The organism is Pantoea sp. CTOTU49201, from assembly GCF_032054795.1.
Classification (GTDB): Bacteria; Pseudomonadota; Gammaproteobacteria; order Enterobacterales; family Enterobacteriaceae; genus Pantoea; species Pantoea symbiotica.
This window is the reverse complement of sequence record NZ_DAMBSA010000006.1, coordinates 15629-32095: the sequence shown is the minus strand read 5'-3', so window position 1 is coordinate 32095 and position 16467 is coordinate 15629. Positions and strand designations below refer to the sequence as shown.

Annotated in this window: 14 protein-coding genes; 6 read left to right on the top strand and 8 right to left on the bottom strand. The window is 56.5% G+C overall.

Annotation, left to right across the window (positions count from 1 at the left end; translation table 11 throughout):
- Positions 1–337: 337 nt before the first annotated feature.
- On the top strand, positions 338–880 hold the full coding sequence (locus RTY00_RS01065; RefSeq protein ID WP_007885735.1) for a glycine zipper 2TM domain-containing protein: 543 nt from the start codon (positions 338–340) through the stop codon (positions 878–880).
- Positions 881–998: 118 nt separating this feature from the next.
- Here RTY00_RS01065 and mfd read toward each other — a convergent pair whose 3' ends face one another.
- Together mfd and RTY00_RS01055 are read right to left on the bottom strand one after the other, a co-directional pair.
- Positions 999–4442: a transcription-repair coupling factor gene (mfd, locus tag RTY00_RS01060; RefSeq protein ID WP_312663141.1), complete on the bottom strand. Its 3444-nt coding sequence runs from the start codon at positions 4440–4442 to the stop codon at positions 999–1001.
- Between the two features lie 127 nt (positions 4443–4569).
- Positions 4570–4779: a hypothetical protein gene (locus tag RTY00_RS01055; RefSeq protein ID WP_008103029.1), complete on the bottom strand. Its 210-nt coding sequence runs from the start codon at positions 4777–4779 to the stop codon at positions 4570–4572.
- A 363-nt stretch (positions 4780–5142) separates the two neighbouring features.
- On the opposite strand from RTY00_RS01055, the gene lolC reads away from it, so the two are divergent.
- From lolC to cobB, 4 genes are all read left to right on the top strand, one after another.
- Complete coding sequence (lolC, locus tag RTY00_RS01050) at positions 5143–6342, top strand: lipoprotein-releasing ABC transporter permease subunit LolC (RefSeq protein WP_256696212.1); 1200 nt, start codon at positions 5143–5145, stop codon at positions 6340–6342.
- Positions 6335–7036 (top strand): lipoprotein-releasing ABC transporter ATP-binding protein LolD, encoded by a 702-nt coding sequence (gene lolD / locus RTY00_RS01045; RefSeq protein WP_008103026.1) that lies wholly within the window; start codon positions 6335–6337, stop codon positions 7034–7036. Before lolC ends, lolD begins: the two co-directional genes overlap by 8 nt.
- Positions 7036–8280 carry a lipoprotein-releasing ABC transporter permease subunit LolE gene (gene lolE / locus RTY00_RS01040; RefSeq protein ID WP_008103023.1) on the top strand — a complete coding sequence of 415 codons (1245 nt, stop codon included), beginning with the start codon at positions 7036–7038 and terminating at the stop codon, positions 8278–8280. The genes lolD and lolE overlap by 1 nt, the downstream gene beginning before the upstream one ends.
- Before the next feature lie 97 nt (positions 8281–8377).
- Positions 8378–9211: a Sir2 family NAD+-dependent deacetylase gene (cobB, locus tag RTY00_RS01035; RefSeq protein WP_176970290.1), complete on the top strand. Its 834-nt coding sequence runs from the start codon at positions 8378–8380 to the stop codon at positions 9209–9211.
- 72 nt (positions 9212–9283) lie between these two features.
- Here cobB and potD read toward each other — a convergent pair whose 3' ends face one another.
- Genes potD through potA form a run of 4 tightly spaced genes read right to left on the bottom strand, consistent with a single transcriptional unit; the run spans position 9284 to position 13064 of the window.
- Entirely contained in the window at positions 9284–10327 is a 1044-nt protein-coding gene (potD, locus tag RTY00_RS01030) for a spermidine/putrescine ABC transporter substrate-binding protein PotD (protein ID WP_312663139.1), read from the bottom strand.
- A 10-nt stretch (positions 10328–10337) separates the two neighbouring features.
- Positions 10338–11111 carry a spermidine/putrescine ABC transporter permease PotC gene (gene potC, locus RTY00_RS01025; protein WP_154152656.1) on the bottom strand — a complete coding sequence of 258 codons (774 nt, stop codon included), beginning with the start codon at positions 11109–11111 and terminating at the stop codon, positions 10338–10340.
- On the bottom strand, positions 11108–11968 hold the full coding sequence (gene potB, locus RTY00_RS01020) for a spermidine/putrescine ABC transporter permease PotB (RefSeq protein ID WP_312663138.1): 861 nt from the start codon (positions 11966–11968) through the stop codon (positions 11108–11110). The genes potC and potB overlap by 4 nt, the downstream gene beginning before the upstream one ends.
- The gene (gene potA / locus RTY00_RS01015; protein ID WP_312663137.1) at positions 11952–13064 is read right to left on the bottom strand and encodes a spermidine/putrescine ABC transporter ATP-binding protein PotA; all 1113 of its coding nucleotides are present in this window, start codon (positions 13062–13064) and stop codon (positions 11952–11954) included. Before potA ends, potB begins: the two co-directional genes overlap by 17 nt.
- A 299-nt stretch (positions 13065–13363) precedes the next feature.
- Between potA and pepT the strand changes: the two genes are divergently transcribed.
- A complete protein-coding gene (gene pepT, locus RTY00_RS01010) occupies positions 13364–14590 on the top strand; it encodes a peptidase T (RefSeq protein WP_312663136.1) in 1227 nt (408 codons plus the stop codon).
- Between the two features lie 74 nt (positions 14591–14664).
- Here the strand turns inward: pepT and RTY00_RS01005 are convergent, their stop codons facing one another.
- The gene (locus RTY00_RS01005) at positions 14665–15786 is read right to left on the bottom strand and encodes a cupin domain-containing protein (protein WP_312663135.1); all 1122 of its coding nucleotides are present in this window, start codon (positions 15784–15786) and stop codon (positions 14665–14667) included.
- 57 nt (positions 15787–15843) lie between these two features.
- Positions 15844–16467, bottom strand: a 624-nt coding sequence (locus RTY00_RS01000) for an ATP-binding protein (protein WP_312663134.1), incomplete at its 5' end; no start/stop codon positions are given.

Genomic DNA, 16467 nt, shown 5'->3' with positions numbered 1-16467 from the left:
TCTTAACCGCGTCCTGCGTCCGCGTCTCAAGCTGCACTGATGATTTTCGGGCGGTGAATGCCGCCCTACGCCACACCAGCTGCCGTAACCCGCTGAAAACTGCACGTTCAGCTTAAGGTTACGGCACTATTTCACCCGCTCTCAGAACTCTCCTAAAAGCTGGCCCTGATGGGTTTCCGCTGCGTTTCCTCCATTAATCTGATGTTGCAATTACGGTCCATCTGTAAAACTTATTACCAACAAACACGGCGCGGCGCGCACGCCGGTTATGCCTCGGCTACATCAGGATTTCGTAGCGGCAGGAATGCGCGGTAACAACCTTCAGGAGGATATTCCTGTGAATAAATCAATGTTAGCGGGTATCGGTATCGGCGTGGCAGCAGCGTTAGGTGTTGCCGCAGTCGCCAGCATGGATGTTTTCGATCGCGGCCCGCAGTTTGCACAAGTTCTGTCGGCAACGCCGATCAAAGAGAGCATCAAGCAGCCGCGACAGGAGTGTCGCAATGTGACGCTGACCCATCGTCGTGCGGTCCAGGATGAGAATCGCATTGCCGGTTCGGTGCTGGGTGCAGTAGCGGGCGGCGTGTTGGGCCATCAGTTTGGTGGTGGTCGCGGACGCGATGTGGCTACGGTAGCGGGCGCGTTGGCTGGTGGTTACGGTGGTAATCAGGTGCAGGGTGCGCTGCAGGATCGCGACACTTACACCACCAACGAGCAACGTTGCAAAACGGTATACGATAAACAGGAAAAAATGCTGGGTTATGACGTGACCTATAAAATAGGCGACCAGCAGGGCAAAATCCGCATGGAAAATGACCCTGGCACCCGCATTCCGCTGGACCGTAATGGTCAGCTGATCCTGAATTCGAATCAGGCCTAATTGGGCAAAGATGCATCACAGCAGCAGTAACAAAAAAGCGCCGCAAGGCGCTTTTTTCGTATCACACATCATCTCAGCCGTAGGGTCGCCATTCATGGCGACCTTCCGCAACACAACATCAAACCCGATTTTTCGCCAGCTCGCTGATAAAACCCTGCACCCATTCCATACGGATTTTTCGGTCCGCCATGTCGCGGGTGAATTTCAGGCGCGTTGGGCCATCCAGCTTCCACTGCTTAGGATCTTTCTGCAGCAGGCTAATCAGCCAGCCCGGATCAACCTGATTCTGCGGCGCAAACTCAAAGAAACCGCCTTTGTCACTGGCTTCGATCTTACGAATACCCAACTGGCGCGCCACTAAACGCAGCCCGGCGATATCCAGCAGATTGCGTGCGGCATCCGGCAGTTTGCCGAAGCGGTCAATCATCTCGACCTTCAGCTCCGCCAAATCCTGCTCATCCGCCGCGCTGGCCACGCGCTTGTAGAGCGACAAGCGGGTATTCACGTCCGGGATAAAATCATCCGGCAGCAGGGCAGGCATGCGCAGTTCGATCTCGGTTTGATTGCTGGTGAGATCTTCCAGCGACGGCTCGCGGCCCGCCTTCAGCGCATCGACCGCATTCTCCAGCAGCTCCATATATAACGTGAAGCCGATGGTTTCCATCTGGCCGCTCTGATCTTCGCCGAGCAATTCACCCGCGCCGCGAATCTCCAGATCGTGGGTTGCCAGCGCAAAACCGGCGCCAAGATCTTCCAGCGACGCGATAGCTTCCAGACGCTTCTGAGCATCGGTGGTCATCGCTTTTGGATGTGGTGTCAGCAGCCACGCATAGGCCTGATGGTGCGAACGTCCCACGCGGCCACGCAATTGGTGCAGCTGCGCCAGACCAAAGTGGTCGGCGCGTTCAATGATAATGGTGTTGGCGCTGGGTACGTCGATACCAGTTTCGATGATGGTGGTACACACCAGCACGTTAAAGCGCTGATGGTGGAAATCATTCATCACCCGCTCGAGATCGCGTTCGCGCATCTGGCCGTGACCAATGGCAATACGCGCTTCCGGCACCAGATCGGCCAGTCGCTGCGCCGCTTTCTCGATGTTTTCGACGTCATTGTAGAGATAGTAAACCTGGCCGCCGCGCAGTACTTCACGCAGGATCGCCTCGCGCACCACCAGGCTGTCGTACTCACGCACAAAGGTTTTCACCGCCATGCGTCGCGCCGGTGGCGTGGCAATAATCGACAGGTCGCGCATGCCGCTCATTGCCATATTTAGGGTACGCGGAATCGGCGTGGCAGTGAGCGTCAGGATATCGACATCGGCGCGCATCGCCTTGATCCGCTCTTTGTGACGCACGCCAAAGCGGTGCTCTTCATCGACAATCAGCAAGCCAAGATCGTGCCATTTCAGGTCGTTGGATAGCAGCTTGTGCGTGCCAATCAGAATATCGACTTTGCCCTCGCGCGCCTGTTCCAGCACCTGACTCTGCTCTTTGGCGGTGCGGAAGCGCGATAGCATCTCAATGCGCACCGGCCAGTTAGCGAAGCGATCGCGGAAGTTGTCGTAATGCTGCTGCGCCAGCAACGTGGTGGGCACCAGTACCGCGACCTGTTTGGCGTTCTCAACCGCCAGAAACGCGGCGCGCATCGCCACTTCGGTTTTACCAAAGCCGACGTCACCGCACACCAGACGATCCATCGCCAGCGGCTGGCACATGTCGCTCAGCACCGCGTTGATCGCCTGACCTTGATCCGGCGTGGTTTCAAACGGGAAGCCTTCGCAGAACAGCTGATACTGATCGCGATCGTGCTTAAAGGCGAAGCCGGTTTTGGCCGCGCGCTGAGCGTAGATATCCAGCAGCTCCGCCGCTACGTCGCGCACTTTATCGGCGGCTTTCTGTCGCGCGCGCGACCAGGCATCGCTGCCAAGTTTATGCAGCGGCGCATTCTCATCGGCGCCACCGGCATAGCGGCTAATCAGATGCAGCGACGAAACCGGCACATACAGCTTGGCGTCGCCTGCATAGGAGAGCATCAAATATTCCGCCACGATGCCGCCGGCTTCCAGTGTGGTCAGGCCGATATAACGCCCGACGCCGTGCTCCAGATGCACCACCGGCTGGCCGGGATGCAGCTCGGCAAGGTTGCGGATCAGCACATCAGGATTGATGGTGCGGCGATTATCCTGGCGACGACGACTGACGCGCTCGCCAAGCAGATCGCTTTCGCAGATCAATGCCAGCTGGCGTTGCGTATCGATAAAGCCGCGCTCGCTGGCGCCAATCATCAGGCTATGCGGCTGATTGGCGGCCTGATCAAAATGATCGATAGCATGCGGACGCAGTTTGATGCGCGTCAGCAGCTCTTGCAGGCTTTCGCGGCGACCTTCACTCTCTACCGAGAAGACCACCTGACCGCTGAATTGTTCAAGGAACTGACGCAGCAGATCGAGCGGCGCTTTGGCCTGCGCCTGCACGGTTAATTCCGGCAGCGGCTGATAACCCAGATTGGTATTTGCCGCTTTCTCTGACAGCGTCTCGCTGCTTAGCTGCATGCGCGGCCAGGCTTTCAGTTCGCTCATTAGCGTGTCGGGACGCAGCCACAGCGTGACTGGCTCCAGCAACGGACGCATTGGATCGATACGGCGATTCTCATAGCGCGCATTGGCATCAAGCCAGAAGCGCTCGGCGCTGGCCAGCAAATCACCGCTGTTGAGCAGCAGCGTGTTGGTGGGCAGATAGCTGAACAGCGTCGGCAATTCCTGCTCAAAGAACAGCGGCTGCCAGTATTCGATACCAGCGGGCAGCGTGCCTTTACTCACCTGTTGATAGACGTGCTCAGGCTCGCGCCGTACGTCAAAGGTTTCGCGCCAGCGGCTGCGGAACAGTTCGATGGCGGCTTTATCCGTGGGGAATTCATGTGCCGGCAGCAGGTTAATCGCGTTGACCGCTTCCAGCGTGCGCTGGGTATCGACATCAAACAGGCGCAGGCTGTCGATCTCGTCATCAAAGAAGTCGATGCGATAAGGTTGATCGCTGCCCATCGGGAACAGATCGAGCAGCGCACCACGCGTGGCGTATTCGCCGTGCTCCATCACCTGATCGACATGGCGATAACCAGCCTGCTCCAGCTGATCGCGCAGCGCATCGCGCGACAGCTTTTGCCCTTGCTGCATCACCAGCGCATGGCCGTGCAGGAAGCTGTGCGGACAAACGCGCTGCATCAGCGTGTTGACCGGCATAATCAGCATACCGCGCGTTAAGTTGGGCAGCTGATACAGCGTGGAGAGGCGAGCAGAGATAATGTCCTGATGCGGCGAGAAACTGTCGTAGGGCAGGGTTTCCCAGTCAGCGAGGTTAGTGACCGGCAGATCGGTGAACTGGCGTATCTCCTCCTGCAGACGCAAGGCAGATTGCATATCCGGGGTAATCATCAACACCGGACCGCTGTGGCGTTCGGTGATGCTGGCACACTCAAGCGCTTGCGCGGCGCCGACGAGCTGGCCGAGCTGGCGATGGTCGCCGGCTTTGACTGGCAGGGTATAACGACTCTGTTCCGACATGGGATCTCGACATTCTCTCCTTGGATTACAGGGCGTCATCATTCCATAATCCGCCCTGAGGATCATCTGTCGTTTCTGAGTTTCTGCCAGGTCGCCATAAATGACGACCCTACAAAACCCCCACGAATCACTTACTCGATTGCTGTGTGTAGTGCATACGTGGGCGATCGACATTGGCCCATGACAGCTCTTTCTCCAGATGGTAGCTGTGATTGCCGTCGTCCCACTTCACGTAATAGCCGGTTGGCGCATCTCCCTGTTCAAAAACGTTAACGATCTCGCCTTTAATTTCACCCGATTTGTGTTTCACGATACTGCTTTTGGGGAATTTGAACATGGTGTACTCCTCCTCGCCCTTCATACTTCGCACTGTGGCTGCGTTGGCTGCGCCTGAAAACCTCAGTCACTTACTTCAGTAAGCTCCTGAGGATTTCCACGCTTGCCGCCTTGCCACAGCACGAATTATTTTGGGCTTACTACGGTGCCAACAAGTTTGCCTTTCAATTAAGTCTACGCCAGCCGATGACGAATAAACGTACAAATAACATCATTAATTTGTCGCAAATTTATGCATAAGCGTTGGCTGGTACGGTTTTTGACACAACTTTGCCGCAGACTCAGAGGGTTAGAGGTTTCATAAAGGGGACGCCTCCTTTATCATCCCACTACTTATTTTCAGGCAACTGCCAAGACGGATCTCATGTATCAACCAGTCGCGTTATTCATCGGTTTGCGCTACATGCGTGGACGTGCCTCAGACCGCTTTGGTCGCTTCGTCTCCTGGCTCTCAACTATCGGCATCACGCTTGGCGTGCTGGCGCTGGTCACCGTGTTATCGGTGATGAACGGCTTCGAGCGTGAGCTGGAAGGCAATATCCTCGGCCTGATGCCACAGGCGCTGGTCACCAGCGACAAGGGCAGCATCAATCCGAAAGAATTGCCAGCCGAGGATCTCAAGCTGCAAGGCGTCAAGCGCATCGCTCCGCTCACCACCGCCGATGTGGTGCTGCAGAGCGCGCGTAACGTTTCGGTCGGCGTGATGCTCGGCATAAATCCTGACGAACAGGATCCGCTGACGCCATTCCTCGTCAACACCCAACAAAGCGTGCTGCAAGCGGGCCAGTACAACGTCATCCTCGGTGAGCAACTGGCTGCACAGCTGGGCGTGAAGCGTGGCGATCAGCTGCGTTTGATGGTGCCGTCGGTCAGCCAGTTCACGCCGGTGGGCCGTTTGCCGAGCCAGCGTATTTTCACCGTGGCTGGCACGTATGCAGCCAACAGCGAAGTGGATGGCTATCAGATTCTGGTTAATCAGCAGGATGCTTCACGCGTGATGCGCTATCCGCTCGGTAACATCACCGGCTGGCGTTTGTGGCTGGATAAACCGTTGAGTGTTGATGCGCTCAGCCAGCAGAAACTGCCGGATGGCCTGGCGTGGAAAGACTGGCGCGAACGCAAAGGCGATCTGTTCCAGGCGGTGCGCATGGAGAAAAACATGATGGGGCTGCTGCTGAGCCTGATCATCGCGGTGGCGGCCTTTAATATCATTACCTCGCTCGGCCTGCTGATCATGGAGAAGCAGGGCGAAGTGGCAATCCTGCAAACGCTGGGTTTAACCCGCCGCCAGATTGTCGCGGTGTTTATGGTGCAGGGCGCCAGCGCCGGTATTATTGGCGCGCTGCTGGGCACCGTGCTTGGCGTGCTGCTGGCCAGCCAGCTGAATAATTTGATGCCGGTGATTGGCCTGTTCCTTGATGGCGCGGCGCTGCCGGTCGACATCAACGTGTTGCAGGTGATCACCATCGCGCTGGTCTCAATGGCCGTCGCGCTGCTCTCTACTCTTTATCCGTCGTGGCGCGCTGCCGCCGTCCAACCCGCTGAGGCTTTACGTTATGAGTAATACTCCTTTGTTGCAGTGTCGTGACCTGTGCAAACGCTATCAGGAAGGCAGCGTGCAGACCGATGTGCTGCGCAATGTGGCTTTCAGCCTGCAGCCGGGTGAACTGACGGCGATTGTCGGCAGCTCCGGTTCGGGTAAAAGTACCTTGCTGCATCTGCTCGGCGGCCTGGATGCGCCTACCTCGGGCGATGTGATTTTTGATGGTAAATCGCTGAATGCGATGTCGTCCGCCGCGAAAGCCGAGCTGCGTAACCGCGAGCTGGGCTTTATCTATCAGTTCCACCACTTGCTGCCGGACTTTAGCGCGCTGGAGAACGTAGCGATGCCGCTGCTGATTGGCAAAATCGGCAAAGCGGAAGCGGAGTCACGCGCGCGTGAAATGCTGGCGGCGGTCGGGCTGGAAAAACGTGCTGCGCATCGGCCTTCTGAGCTGTCGGGCGGTGAACGTCAGCGTGTGGCAATTGCCCGCGCGCTGGTGAATCGTCCGCGCCTGGTGATGGCGGATGAACCCACCGGTAACCTCGATGCGCGCAACGCCGATGCAATTTTCGAACTGCTCGGCGAGTTGAACGTCAAGCAGGGCACCGCTTTTCTGGTGGTGACGCACGATCTGCAGCTGGCGAAACGCCTGAGCCGTCAGATGGAGATGCGCGACGGTGAGCTGAGCGACCAACTGACGCTGGGAGTGATCTGATGGCTTCGTCATTATCCCTGCTGCTCGGGCTGCGTTTTAGCCGCGGTCGGCGGCGTGGTGGCATGGTCTCGCTGATCTCCATCATCTCCACCATCGGCATTGCGCTGGGCGTGGCGGTGCTGATCATCGGTCTGAGCGCCATGAACGGCTTTGAGCGTGAGCTCAACAACCGCATTCTGGCGGTGGTACCGCACGGTGAAATCGAGCCGGTGAATCAGCCGTTCCGCAACTGGCAACCGATGATCGCGCCGATTGAGCAGGTTGCTGGCATTGCCGCCGCTGCGCCCTATATCAACTTCACCGGGCTGATTGAGAGCGGCGCGAAGCTGCAGGCGCTGCAGGTGAAAGGCGTTGATCCGCAGCAGGAAGCGCGCCTTAGCGCCTTGCCGAGCTTTGTGGCCGGTGATGCGTGGTCGCAGTTCGCGGCTGGCAAACAGCAGATCATTCTGGGTGGCGGCATCGCCAAATCGCTCAACGTTAAACAGGGTGACTGGATCACCATCATGATCCCGAATAATGATGGCGAGAATAAGCTGCTGCAGCCGAAACGCATTCGTTTGCAGGTCAGCGGCGTGCTGCAACTGAGCGGCATGCTCGATCACAGCCTGGCGCTGGTGCCGCTGGCCGATGCGCAGAAGTATCTGGATATGGGCGACAGCGTCAGCGGTATCGCGCTGAAGATGAATGACCCGTTCCAGGCGCAGAAGCTGGTGCGTGACGCCGGTGAAGTGACGCACTCTTACGTCTATATCAAGAGCTGGATTGGCACTTACGGCTACATGTACCGTGACATCCAGATGATTCGCGCCATTATGTACTTAGCCATGGTGCTGGTGATTGGCGTGGCCTGCTTCAACATCGTTTCGACGCTGGTGATGGCGGTGAAAGACAAAAGCAGCGACATCGCGGTGCTGCGTACGCTGGGTGCCAAAGATGGTTTAATTCGCGCCATCTTTATCTGGTACGGCTTGCTGGCGGGCCTGCTTGGCAGCGTTAGCGGCGTGGTGGTCGGCGTGCTGGTGGCGCTCAACCTCACGCCGGTGATGCGCGTGTTTGAGCACCTGACCGGGCATCAGCTGCTGGCAGGCGATATCTACTTTATCGATTTCCTGCCGTCCGAACTGCACTGGATTGATGTGATTTCGGTGCTGGGCACCGCGATTGTCCTGAGCCTGATTGCCAGCTGGTATCCGGCACGCCGCGCCAGCCGTATCGATCCGGCTCGCGTGCTCAGCGGTCAGTAAAGATAAAACGCAGCCGCCGTGCGGCTGCTATTATCGGGCAGATTAGCCCGAAAAATACCCGACGCGCGGCGATAAACGCCGCAGATAAGGAGCTTTTATGCGCATACCGCGCCGCCGCCTACGACTCGCCCGCGACAAAAAAAACCGCCGCAAGGTGCATCAGCGCTTTCGCCAGCGCATCTTCGAGCGCGATCGCAAAGCTGAACTGGCCGCGCATCCGCAACCGCGCGTGGTGGTGCTGACCGGCGCGGGTATCTCCGCCGAGTCCGGTATTCGCACTTTCCGCGCCGCCGATGGCTTGTGGGAAGAGCACCGCGTGGAAGATGTCGCCACGCCGGAAGGTTTTCAACGCAATCCGGCGCTGGTGCAGGCGTTCTACAATGCGCGCCGTCAGCAGCTACAGCAGTCCGAAATTCAGCCCAACGCCGCGCACAAAGCGCTGGCGGAACTGGAGCAGGTGCTGGGCGATAACTTCCTGCTGGTGACGCAGAATATCGATAACCTGCACGAACGCGCCGGCAGCCAGCGCGTGCTGCATATGCACGGTGAACTATTGAAAGTGCGCTGCGTCAGCAGCGGACAAGTGCTGGACTGGACCGAAGATTTAACCCCGGACGATCGCTGCACCTGCTGCCAGTTCCCGGCCATGCTGCGCCCGCACATCGTGTGGTTTGGTGAAATGCCGCTGGGGATGGAAGAGATTTATCAGGCGATTGAGCAGGCGAATCTGTTTATCGCTATTGGCACGTCGGGCCACGTCTATCCCGCTGCTGGTTTTGTCCACGAGGCGAAACTGCAGGGCGCGCATACCGTGGAGCTGAACCTGGAACCAAGCCAGGTCGGCAATGAGTTTGCCGAGCGTCATTACGGTTTAGCAAGCGAAGTGGTGCCGGAGTTTGTGCATACGTTTTTGCGTGGGTTGTATAAGTAGCGATCGTCGTAGGGTGCGCATTTATGCGCACCTGGCATGCCAGGTCGCCATGAATGGCGACCCTACGAAAGATTAACGTCCCGCCTTCAGCTTCTGGAACAGCGTCTCATACTGCACGCTGGCTTCACCGACATCGTTCTGCCACTCGCCGTTTTTAATCACATCCTCAGCAGGATACAGCGAAGGATCGTTGGTCACTTCCTGTGGCAATAGCTTCTTCGCCGCCAGGTTTGGCGTGGGATAACCAATGGTTTCCGCCACCTGCGCCGCCACGTCGGGACGCAGCAGGAAGTTAATCAGCTTCAGCGCACCTTCACGGTTTTTCGCATTGGCCGGAATCGCCAGGTTATCCATCCAGAAAATCCCGCCTTCCTGCGGCCAGATAATCTGCAGCGGGGTGCCCGCCTGGCGCGCAACGTAGGCAGAACCGTTCCAGATCATCCCTACGTTCACTTCGCCTTCCATAAACGGGTTGCCCGGATTATCGGAGTTAAACGCCAGCACGTTCGGCATCAGCTTTTTCAACTCTTCATAAGCAGCTTCGATCTGTTTAGGATCGCGTGTGTTGCCCGAATAGCCCAGCTTGCGCAGCGCCATCTGGAACACTTCACGCGCGTCGTCGGTCAGCAGCAGGCTCTGCTTATACTCCGGCTTCCACAAATCGGCCCAGCGGGTAATGCTTTTGGCATCCACTTCATCGGTGTTGATGCCAATGGCGGTCGCGCCCCAGATATACGGAATCGAATAATCGTTATTAGGATCGAACGGCTTATTCAGCAGGTTAGGATCGAGATTTTTAAAGTTGCTGAGCTGGGATTTATCGATCTTTTGCAGCATGCCTTCATTACGCATCTTGGCGACGAAGTAGGTTGAAGGCACCACCAAATCGTAAGCGCCATCTTTCCAGGTCTTCAGTTTGGCATACATGCTTTCATTGGATTCGTAGGTGGAATAAATCACCTTGATGCCGGTCTCTTTAGTGAACTGCTCCAGCAGTCCCGGCGGCACGTATTCGGTCCAGTTATAGAAGTAGAGCGTTTTGCCGGCATCCGCCTGCGCGCTCTGCATGCCCAATGCCAGCGCCCCAGCCGCCAGCCAATGAGACCACTTTTTCATCGATTATCCTCTATTTGGTTTTATCACGGAGCAACAGCTGACTGAGCGCCACCAACAGCAGCGACAGCAGCAGCAAAATTGTCGCCAGCGCGTTCACTTCCGGTGACACGCCAACTTTAACCATCGAGTAGATTTTTAACGGCAAAATTTCGAAGCTCGGGCCGGTGACGAACGACGATACCACGACATCGTCCATCGACAGCGTAAAGCTGAGCAGCCAACCCGCTGCGACCGCCGGTAGCGCCAGCGGCAGCAGAATTTTGCGCAAAATGGTGACTTCGCTGGCACCAAGATCTTTGGCGGCTTCCAGCATGCGCACATCAAACCCTTTCAGGCGCGAATAGACGGTGATCACCACAAACGGCAGGCAGAAGGTGATGTGCGAGAACAGCAGCGACCAGAAGCCCAGCGAAATGCCCAGCAGCATAAACAGCACTAGCAGCGAAATCGCCATCACGATATCCGGCGACATCATCACCACGAACAGCATGCCGCTGACGAATGGCTTACCACGGAAGCGATAGCGATAGAGCGCGACGGCGGTCAGCGAGCCGATAATTGTGGCGCAGCTGGCGGAGAGCACGCCCATCAACAATGAATGTTGTGCCGCCTGAATCAGGCTGTCGTTGTTCATCAGCAGGCGATACCACTGCGTGCTGAAGCCCTGCCAGTTAATGCCGAAACGCGAACTGTTGAAGGAGTTGACGATCAGAATTATGATCGGGATATAAAACCAGGCGTAAATCACGGCCATGAAGCCGCCACGTAACCAGCGCGCCATCATTGCAGTTCCACCTTGCTGTTCAGCATACGCGCTGCGCGCCAGTAAGCCAGCAGCATCAATCCCATCAGCAGCGTCATCACAATGCTGGTGGCGGCACCGAATGGCCAGTCGCGGATATTCAGGAACTGACTCTTGATTACGTTGCCAATTAACAGGTTTTTCGCGCCGCCCAGTAAATCTGCCACAAAGAACAAGCCCATCGCCGGGATAAACACCAGCAGGCAACCAGCAACAATGCCCGGCATGGTCAGCGGTAGAATGATGCGTAAGAAGGTTTTCAGTTTATTCGCGCCGAGATCGCGCGCCGCCTCGAGGCAGGATTTATCCAGCTTTTCCAGGCTGGAGTAGAGCGGCAGCACCATAAACGGTAGCAGAATGTAGATCAGTCCCAGAATCACCGCTTCTGAGGTGTACATGATGCGAAACGGTTTATCGATCACCCCGAGCCACAGCAACAACTCATTCAGCCAGCCGCGCGTGCTGAGGAAGATTTTCAGGCCGTAGATGCGGATCAGCGAGTTAGTCCAGAACGGCACAATCAGCAGGAATAGCATCAGCGGACGCAGGCGCGCCGGCAGTTTCGTCAGACACCAGGCAAACGGATAACCGAGCAGCAGGCAGCACAGCGTGGCGATAAACGCCATATTCAGCGAGTGCAGCAGCACGTCGGCGTAAAGTGGATCGAGCAGTCGCGTGTAGTTATTGAGGGTGAAGGCCATACTGACAAAATGCGCATCGTCGCGCGTCAGGAAGCTGGTGGCGAAGATCATCAGGTTGGGCAGCAGCACAAACAGCGTTAGCCAGCTGACGATTAGCGCGACAATCACTTTCTGCAAGCGGTTACGCATCAACTTCATACGGCAGCACCACCTCCCAGTTTGGCACCCAGCTGACCGCCATTTTCTGATTCAGCGAGTGATCAACATCGGGATCGTCTTCGTTGAAGAACTCGCTTACCGTCAGCAGCTTGCCGTTTTCCAGCTCAACGGTGGATTCCAGCGTCATGCCTTTATAGTTGCGCTCGCGCACGTAGCCGATAAGGTTGTCGCTGCGGCTGTCGTGATCGATCTCTTCGACGCGCAGATCTTCCGGGCGCAGCAGCACATGCAGCTTATCGCCTGCGCTGACCGGGAAATCACACTGCAGCTCACATTCACGGCCTTCCACTCGCGCGCGGATAGTGGGCGCATGATCGCTGTTCAATACCTCGGCATCGAACACATTTATCTCGCCGATAAAGCGCGCCACAAACAGGTTGGCGGGCTCTTCATAAATCTCGCGCGGCGTGCCGTCCTGTTCGATGCGGCCATCCCGCATCACCACGATACGATCGGACATGGTCAGCGCCTCTTCCTGATCGTGCGTCACAAACACAAAGGTGATGCCAAGCTTACGCTGTAGCGCTTTGAGCTCGTTTTGCATCTGGCGCCGCAGCTTGTAATCCAGCGCCGACAGCGACTCGTCCAGCAGCAGTACTTTCGGGCGATTGACCACCGCGCGCGCAATCGCCACGCGCTGCTGCTGACCGCCCGAAAGCTGATGCGGGCGGCGATCGGCAAAACTCTCCAGCTGCACCATCGACAGCGCATCGTTAACGCGCGTGGTGATCTCTGCTGCCGGGGTTTTCTGCATGCGCAGGCCAAAGGCGACGTTCTCAAACACCGACATGTGCGGGAACAGCGCGTAGCTCTGAAACACGGTGTTGATGTGGCGATGCTCGGCGGGCAGATCGGTGATGTCATTATCATCAAGAATGATGTGGCCGCGATCGGCATCTTCCAGCCCGGCAATTAGTCGCAATATGGTGGTTTTTCCGCAGCCGGAAGGGCCAAGCAGCGTGATGAACTCGCCGTGACGAATGGTCAGGTCAAAGTCAGAGATGATGCTTTTGCCATCGAATGCTTTACTGATGCCAGAAAGCGTAACCAGCGCAGGCGCGCGTGTTTGCGTCATTTTAGTCACTCAGTCTGATGGTGAATCAGGTTACAGCATAGCCGCTGGTGGCCGCTTGCTGTGATGAAGGGCGCGATGATACCGCAAAAATGTGTCAATGCCATGTTTTGCCACGGATTTACCTTGAAAACTCTGAAAAATGCCGGAGTATGCGTAACGGATAAGTCGGACAGGCGATAGTGAGCGAATTTTCAGCGCAATTCACGTTGAGAGAGCTAACCTGAAGGATAATGATTTGACGCAACATGGTGTCGTTTGGCCACTATGATAATGACGCAGGTTCTTTAGAGGGATGACAGATGGATCAATTACTTGAGCGTTTTCTCAGTTATGTCGCAGTAGAAACTCAGTCAAAACCTCAGGCACGACAGGTGCCAAGCAGCGAAGGGCAGTGGACGCTGGCGCGTCAATTACAGGAAGAACTCATCGCGCTGGGTTTTGTTGATGTCTCTCTGAGCGACCATTGCTGTGTGATGGGCACTTTACCGGCTAACGTCGATTGGGCCACACCAGTGATCGGCTTTATTTCGCATATGGATACCTCACCGGATTTCACCGCTAAAAACGTCAATCCGCAGATTATTGAAAATTATCGTGGTGGCGATATCGCGCTCGGCAACGGCGATGAAATTTTGTCGCCGGTGATGTTCCCGATCCTGCATAAGCTGATTGGCCATACGCTGATCACCACCGATGGTAAAACCCTGCTCGGCGCAGATGACAAAGCCGGTATCGCCGAGATCATGACCGCGATGGCGCGTCTGGCAAAAAGTGATACGCCACACGGCGCGATTCGCGTGGCCTTCACGCCGGATGAAGAGATTGGTCGTGGCGCGTCGCACTTCGACGTTGAAGGTTTTGCCGCCGATTGGGCGTATACCGTGGATGGCAGCGATCTTGGCGAGTTCGAGTTCGAAAACTTCAACGCCGCCACCGCAATGGTCAAAATCACCGGCAACAACGTGCATCCAGGCAGCGCCAAAAATGTGATGGTCAATGCATTGGATCTGGCGATGCGCTTCCACGCGGAATTGCCGGCCAAAGAGAAGCCGCAGTATACCGACGGCTACGAAGGCTTCTTCCATCTGCATACCATCAAAGGCACGGTTGAGCATGCCGAGCTGATGTATCTGATCCGTGATTTTGATGCCGACAGCTATGAACAGCGTAAACAGCTGTTGGAAGAGATTGGCCAGCGCGTTAGCAAAGGGCTGCAAAGCGAGTGTTCGGTGAAGGTGGAGATCAGCGATAGCTATCGCAACATGCGCGAGAAGGTTGAACCGCATCCGCACATTATTGAGTTAGCGCTGCAGGCGATGCGCGATTGTGGCATTGAACCGAACGTCAAACCGATTCGTGGCGGCACCGACGGCTCTGCGCTGTCGTGGAAAGGATTGCCGTGCCCGAATCTGTTCACCGGCGGCTACAACTATCACGGCAAGCACGAGTTCGCCTCACTTAATGTGATGGCGCAGTCGGTGGATGTGATTGTGCGTTTGGCTGAGCTGGCGGGGCAGAAAAAGTAACAGTATCCAGGTGCGCATAAATGCGCACCCTACAACGTTGTAGGGTCGCCATGCATGGCGACCGTAACGCCAGCTTACTCGCCGAAGAACCAATATCCGCTATTCACCAACGCCGCCAGCTGCGCCAGTAGTGAAGGATCGTCCAGCGCATCGACGAAATCTTCCAGCGTCAGCACGTGATTGTGCGCCAATGCCGCCAGCACATGCGGATGGCTGCTGGTGATCGATTCCCCGTTCACAAACACCACATCGCCGATGGTCAATACGCGCAGACCGCCGAGACGCGTCAGCGCATCGCCTTGCTGCAATGCATCGTAAATCTCATCCGGCTGATACGGCGGCTCCGGCGGCGCGACGTCCAGTTCATGACGTGACTGAGAAATAAACTCGCCAAACCACTGATTAAACTGCTCCGGCTGGTTGATCACATCCATCATCACTTTGCGGATGCCTTCCAGTTCAGACGGCAGGATCTGCGATGGGCATTCACGTGATGGCACATCAGGATCGCTGTAGCGATAGCTGCCCAATTCGTTGGCCAGCATGTGATCGGCAAAACCGCTGATCAGCTCGCGACCGTTCGGTGCACGGAAGCCGACCGAATAGTTGATGGCGTTTTCCAGCGAATAGCCTTCATGCGGGAATCCAGGCGGAATATAGAGAATATCGCCGGGCTCCATCTCTTCATCGATGATGGCGTCGAACGGCTCAACCTGCAGCAGATCCGGATGCGGGCAGTGCTGTTTCAACGGCACTTTTTCACCCACGCGCCAGCGACGACGGCCGGTTCCCTGAATGATAAACACATCGTACTGGTCGAAATGCGGGCCCACGCCGCCACCCGGTACAGCAAAGGAGATCATCAGATCGTCAACGCGCCAGTCGGGCAGGAAACGGAATGGGCGCATCAGCGCGGCAGAAGGTTCATGCCAATGGTTGACCGCCTGCACCAGCAGCGACCAGTTGCTCTCACCGAGATGATCGTAGCTTTCAAACGGGCCGTGGCTGACTTGCCATTTGCCTTCGTTATGGCTGACAAGGCGGCTATCCACCTCATTTTCCATCGCCAGACCGGCCAGCTCGTCAGGAGAAATAGGATCGACGAAGTTTTTAAATCCACGTTTAAGCACCACTGGGCGTTTCTGCCAGTAGCGCTGAATAAAGTCGGGCCAGTTGATATCGAGCTGATAGTCCATATGAGGAGTCCGTTTGCTGCAAAGAATGATGGCAAGTATAACAGCCCGCGTCTCTTTCTACTCGCGGTGATGCTCGACTTCCTGGCGCTGGAAAATCACTTCCATGCGCGCGCCACCGAGCGGGCTGGTGGTCGCAATCACCTGACCCGCGTACTGTTCGAGGATGTCGCGCACCACGGCTAAGCCTAATCCCTGGCCTGGACGCAAGGTGTCGGCACGTTGACCGCGCACGAAGATAAGATCGCGTTTGCTTTCCGGAATGCCGGGGCCGTCATCATCGATAAACAGATGCAAGGTGTTGTCGGTTTGGCGTGCGGTGACTTCAATAAATTCGAGGCAATATTTGCAGGCGTTATCGAGTACGTTGCCCAGTACTTCCATAAAGTCATTTTTATCGCCGATAAAGGTCAGTTCCGGCGAGATATCCAGCGTGATCGCCACGCCTTTACGTTGATAGACCTTATTCAATGCCGAACACAGGCTGTCCAGCAGCGCCGAAACCGAATGCAAATCGCGCTGCAGAGGATTGTGATCGGCCTGCATGCTGGCGCGGTGCAGGTAATAACCAATCTGCTGTGAGATGCGGCTGATCTGCTCCAGCATCACCGGTTCGGCCTGCTCAATGGTTAACTCTTTACCATTGCGTAACGATCGCAGCGTACTTTGCAGCACCGCCAGCGG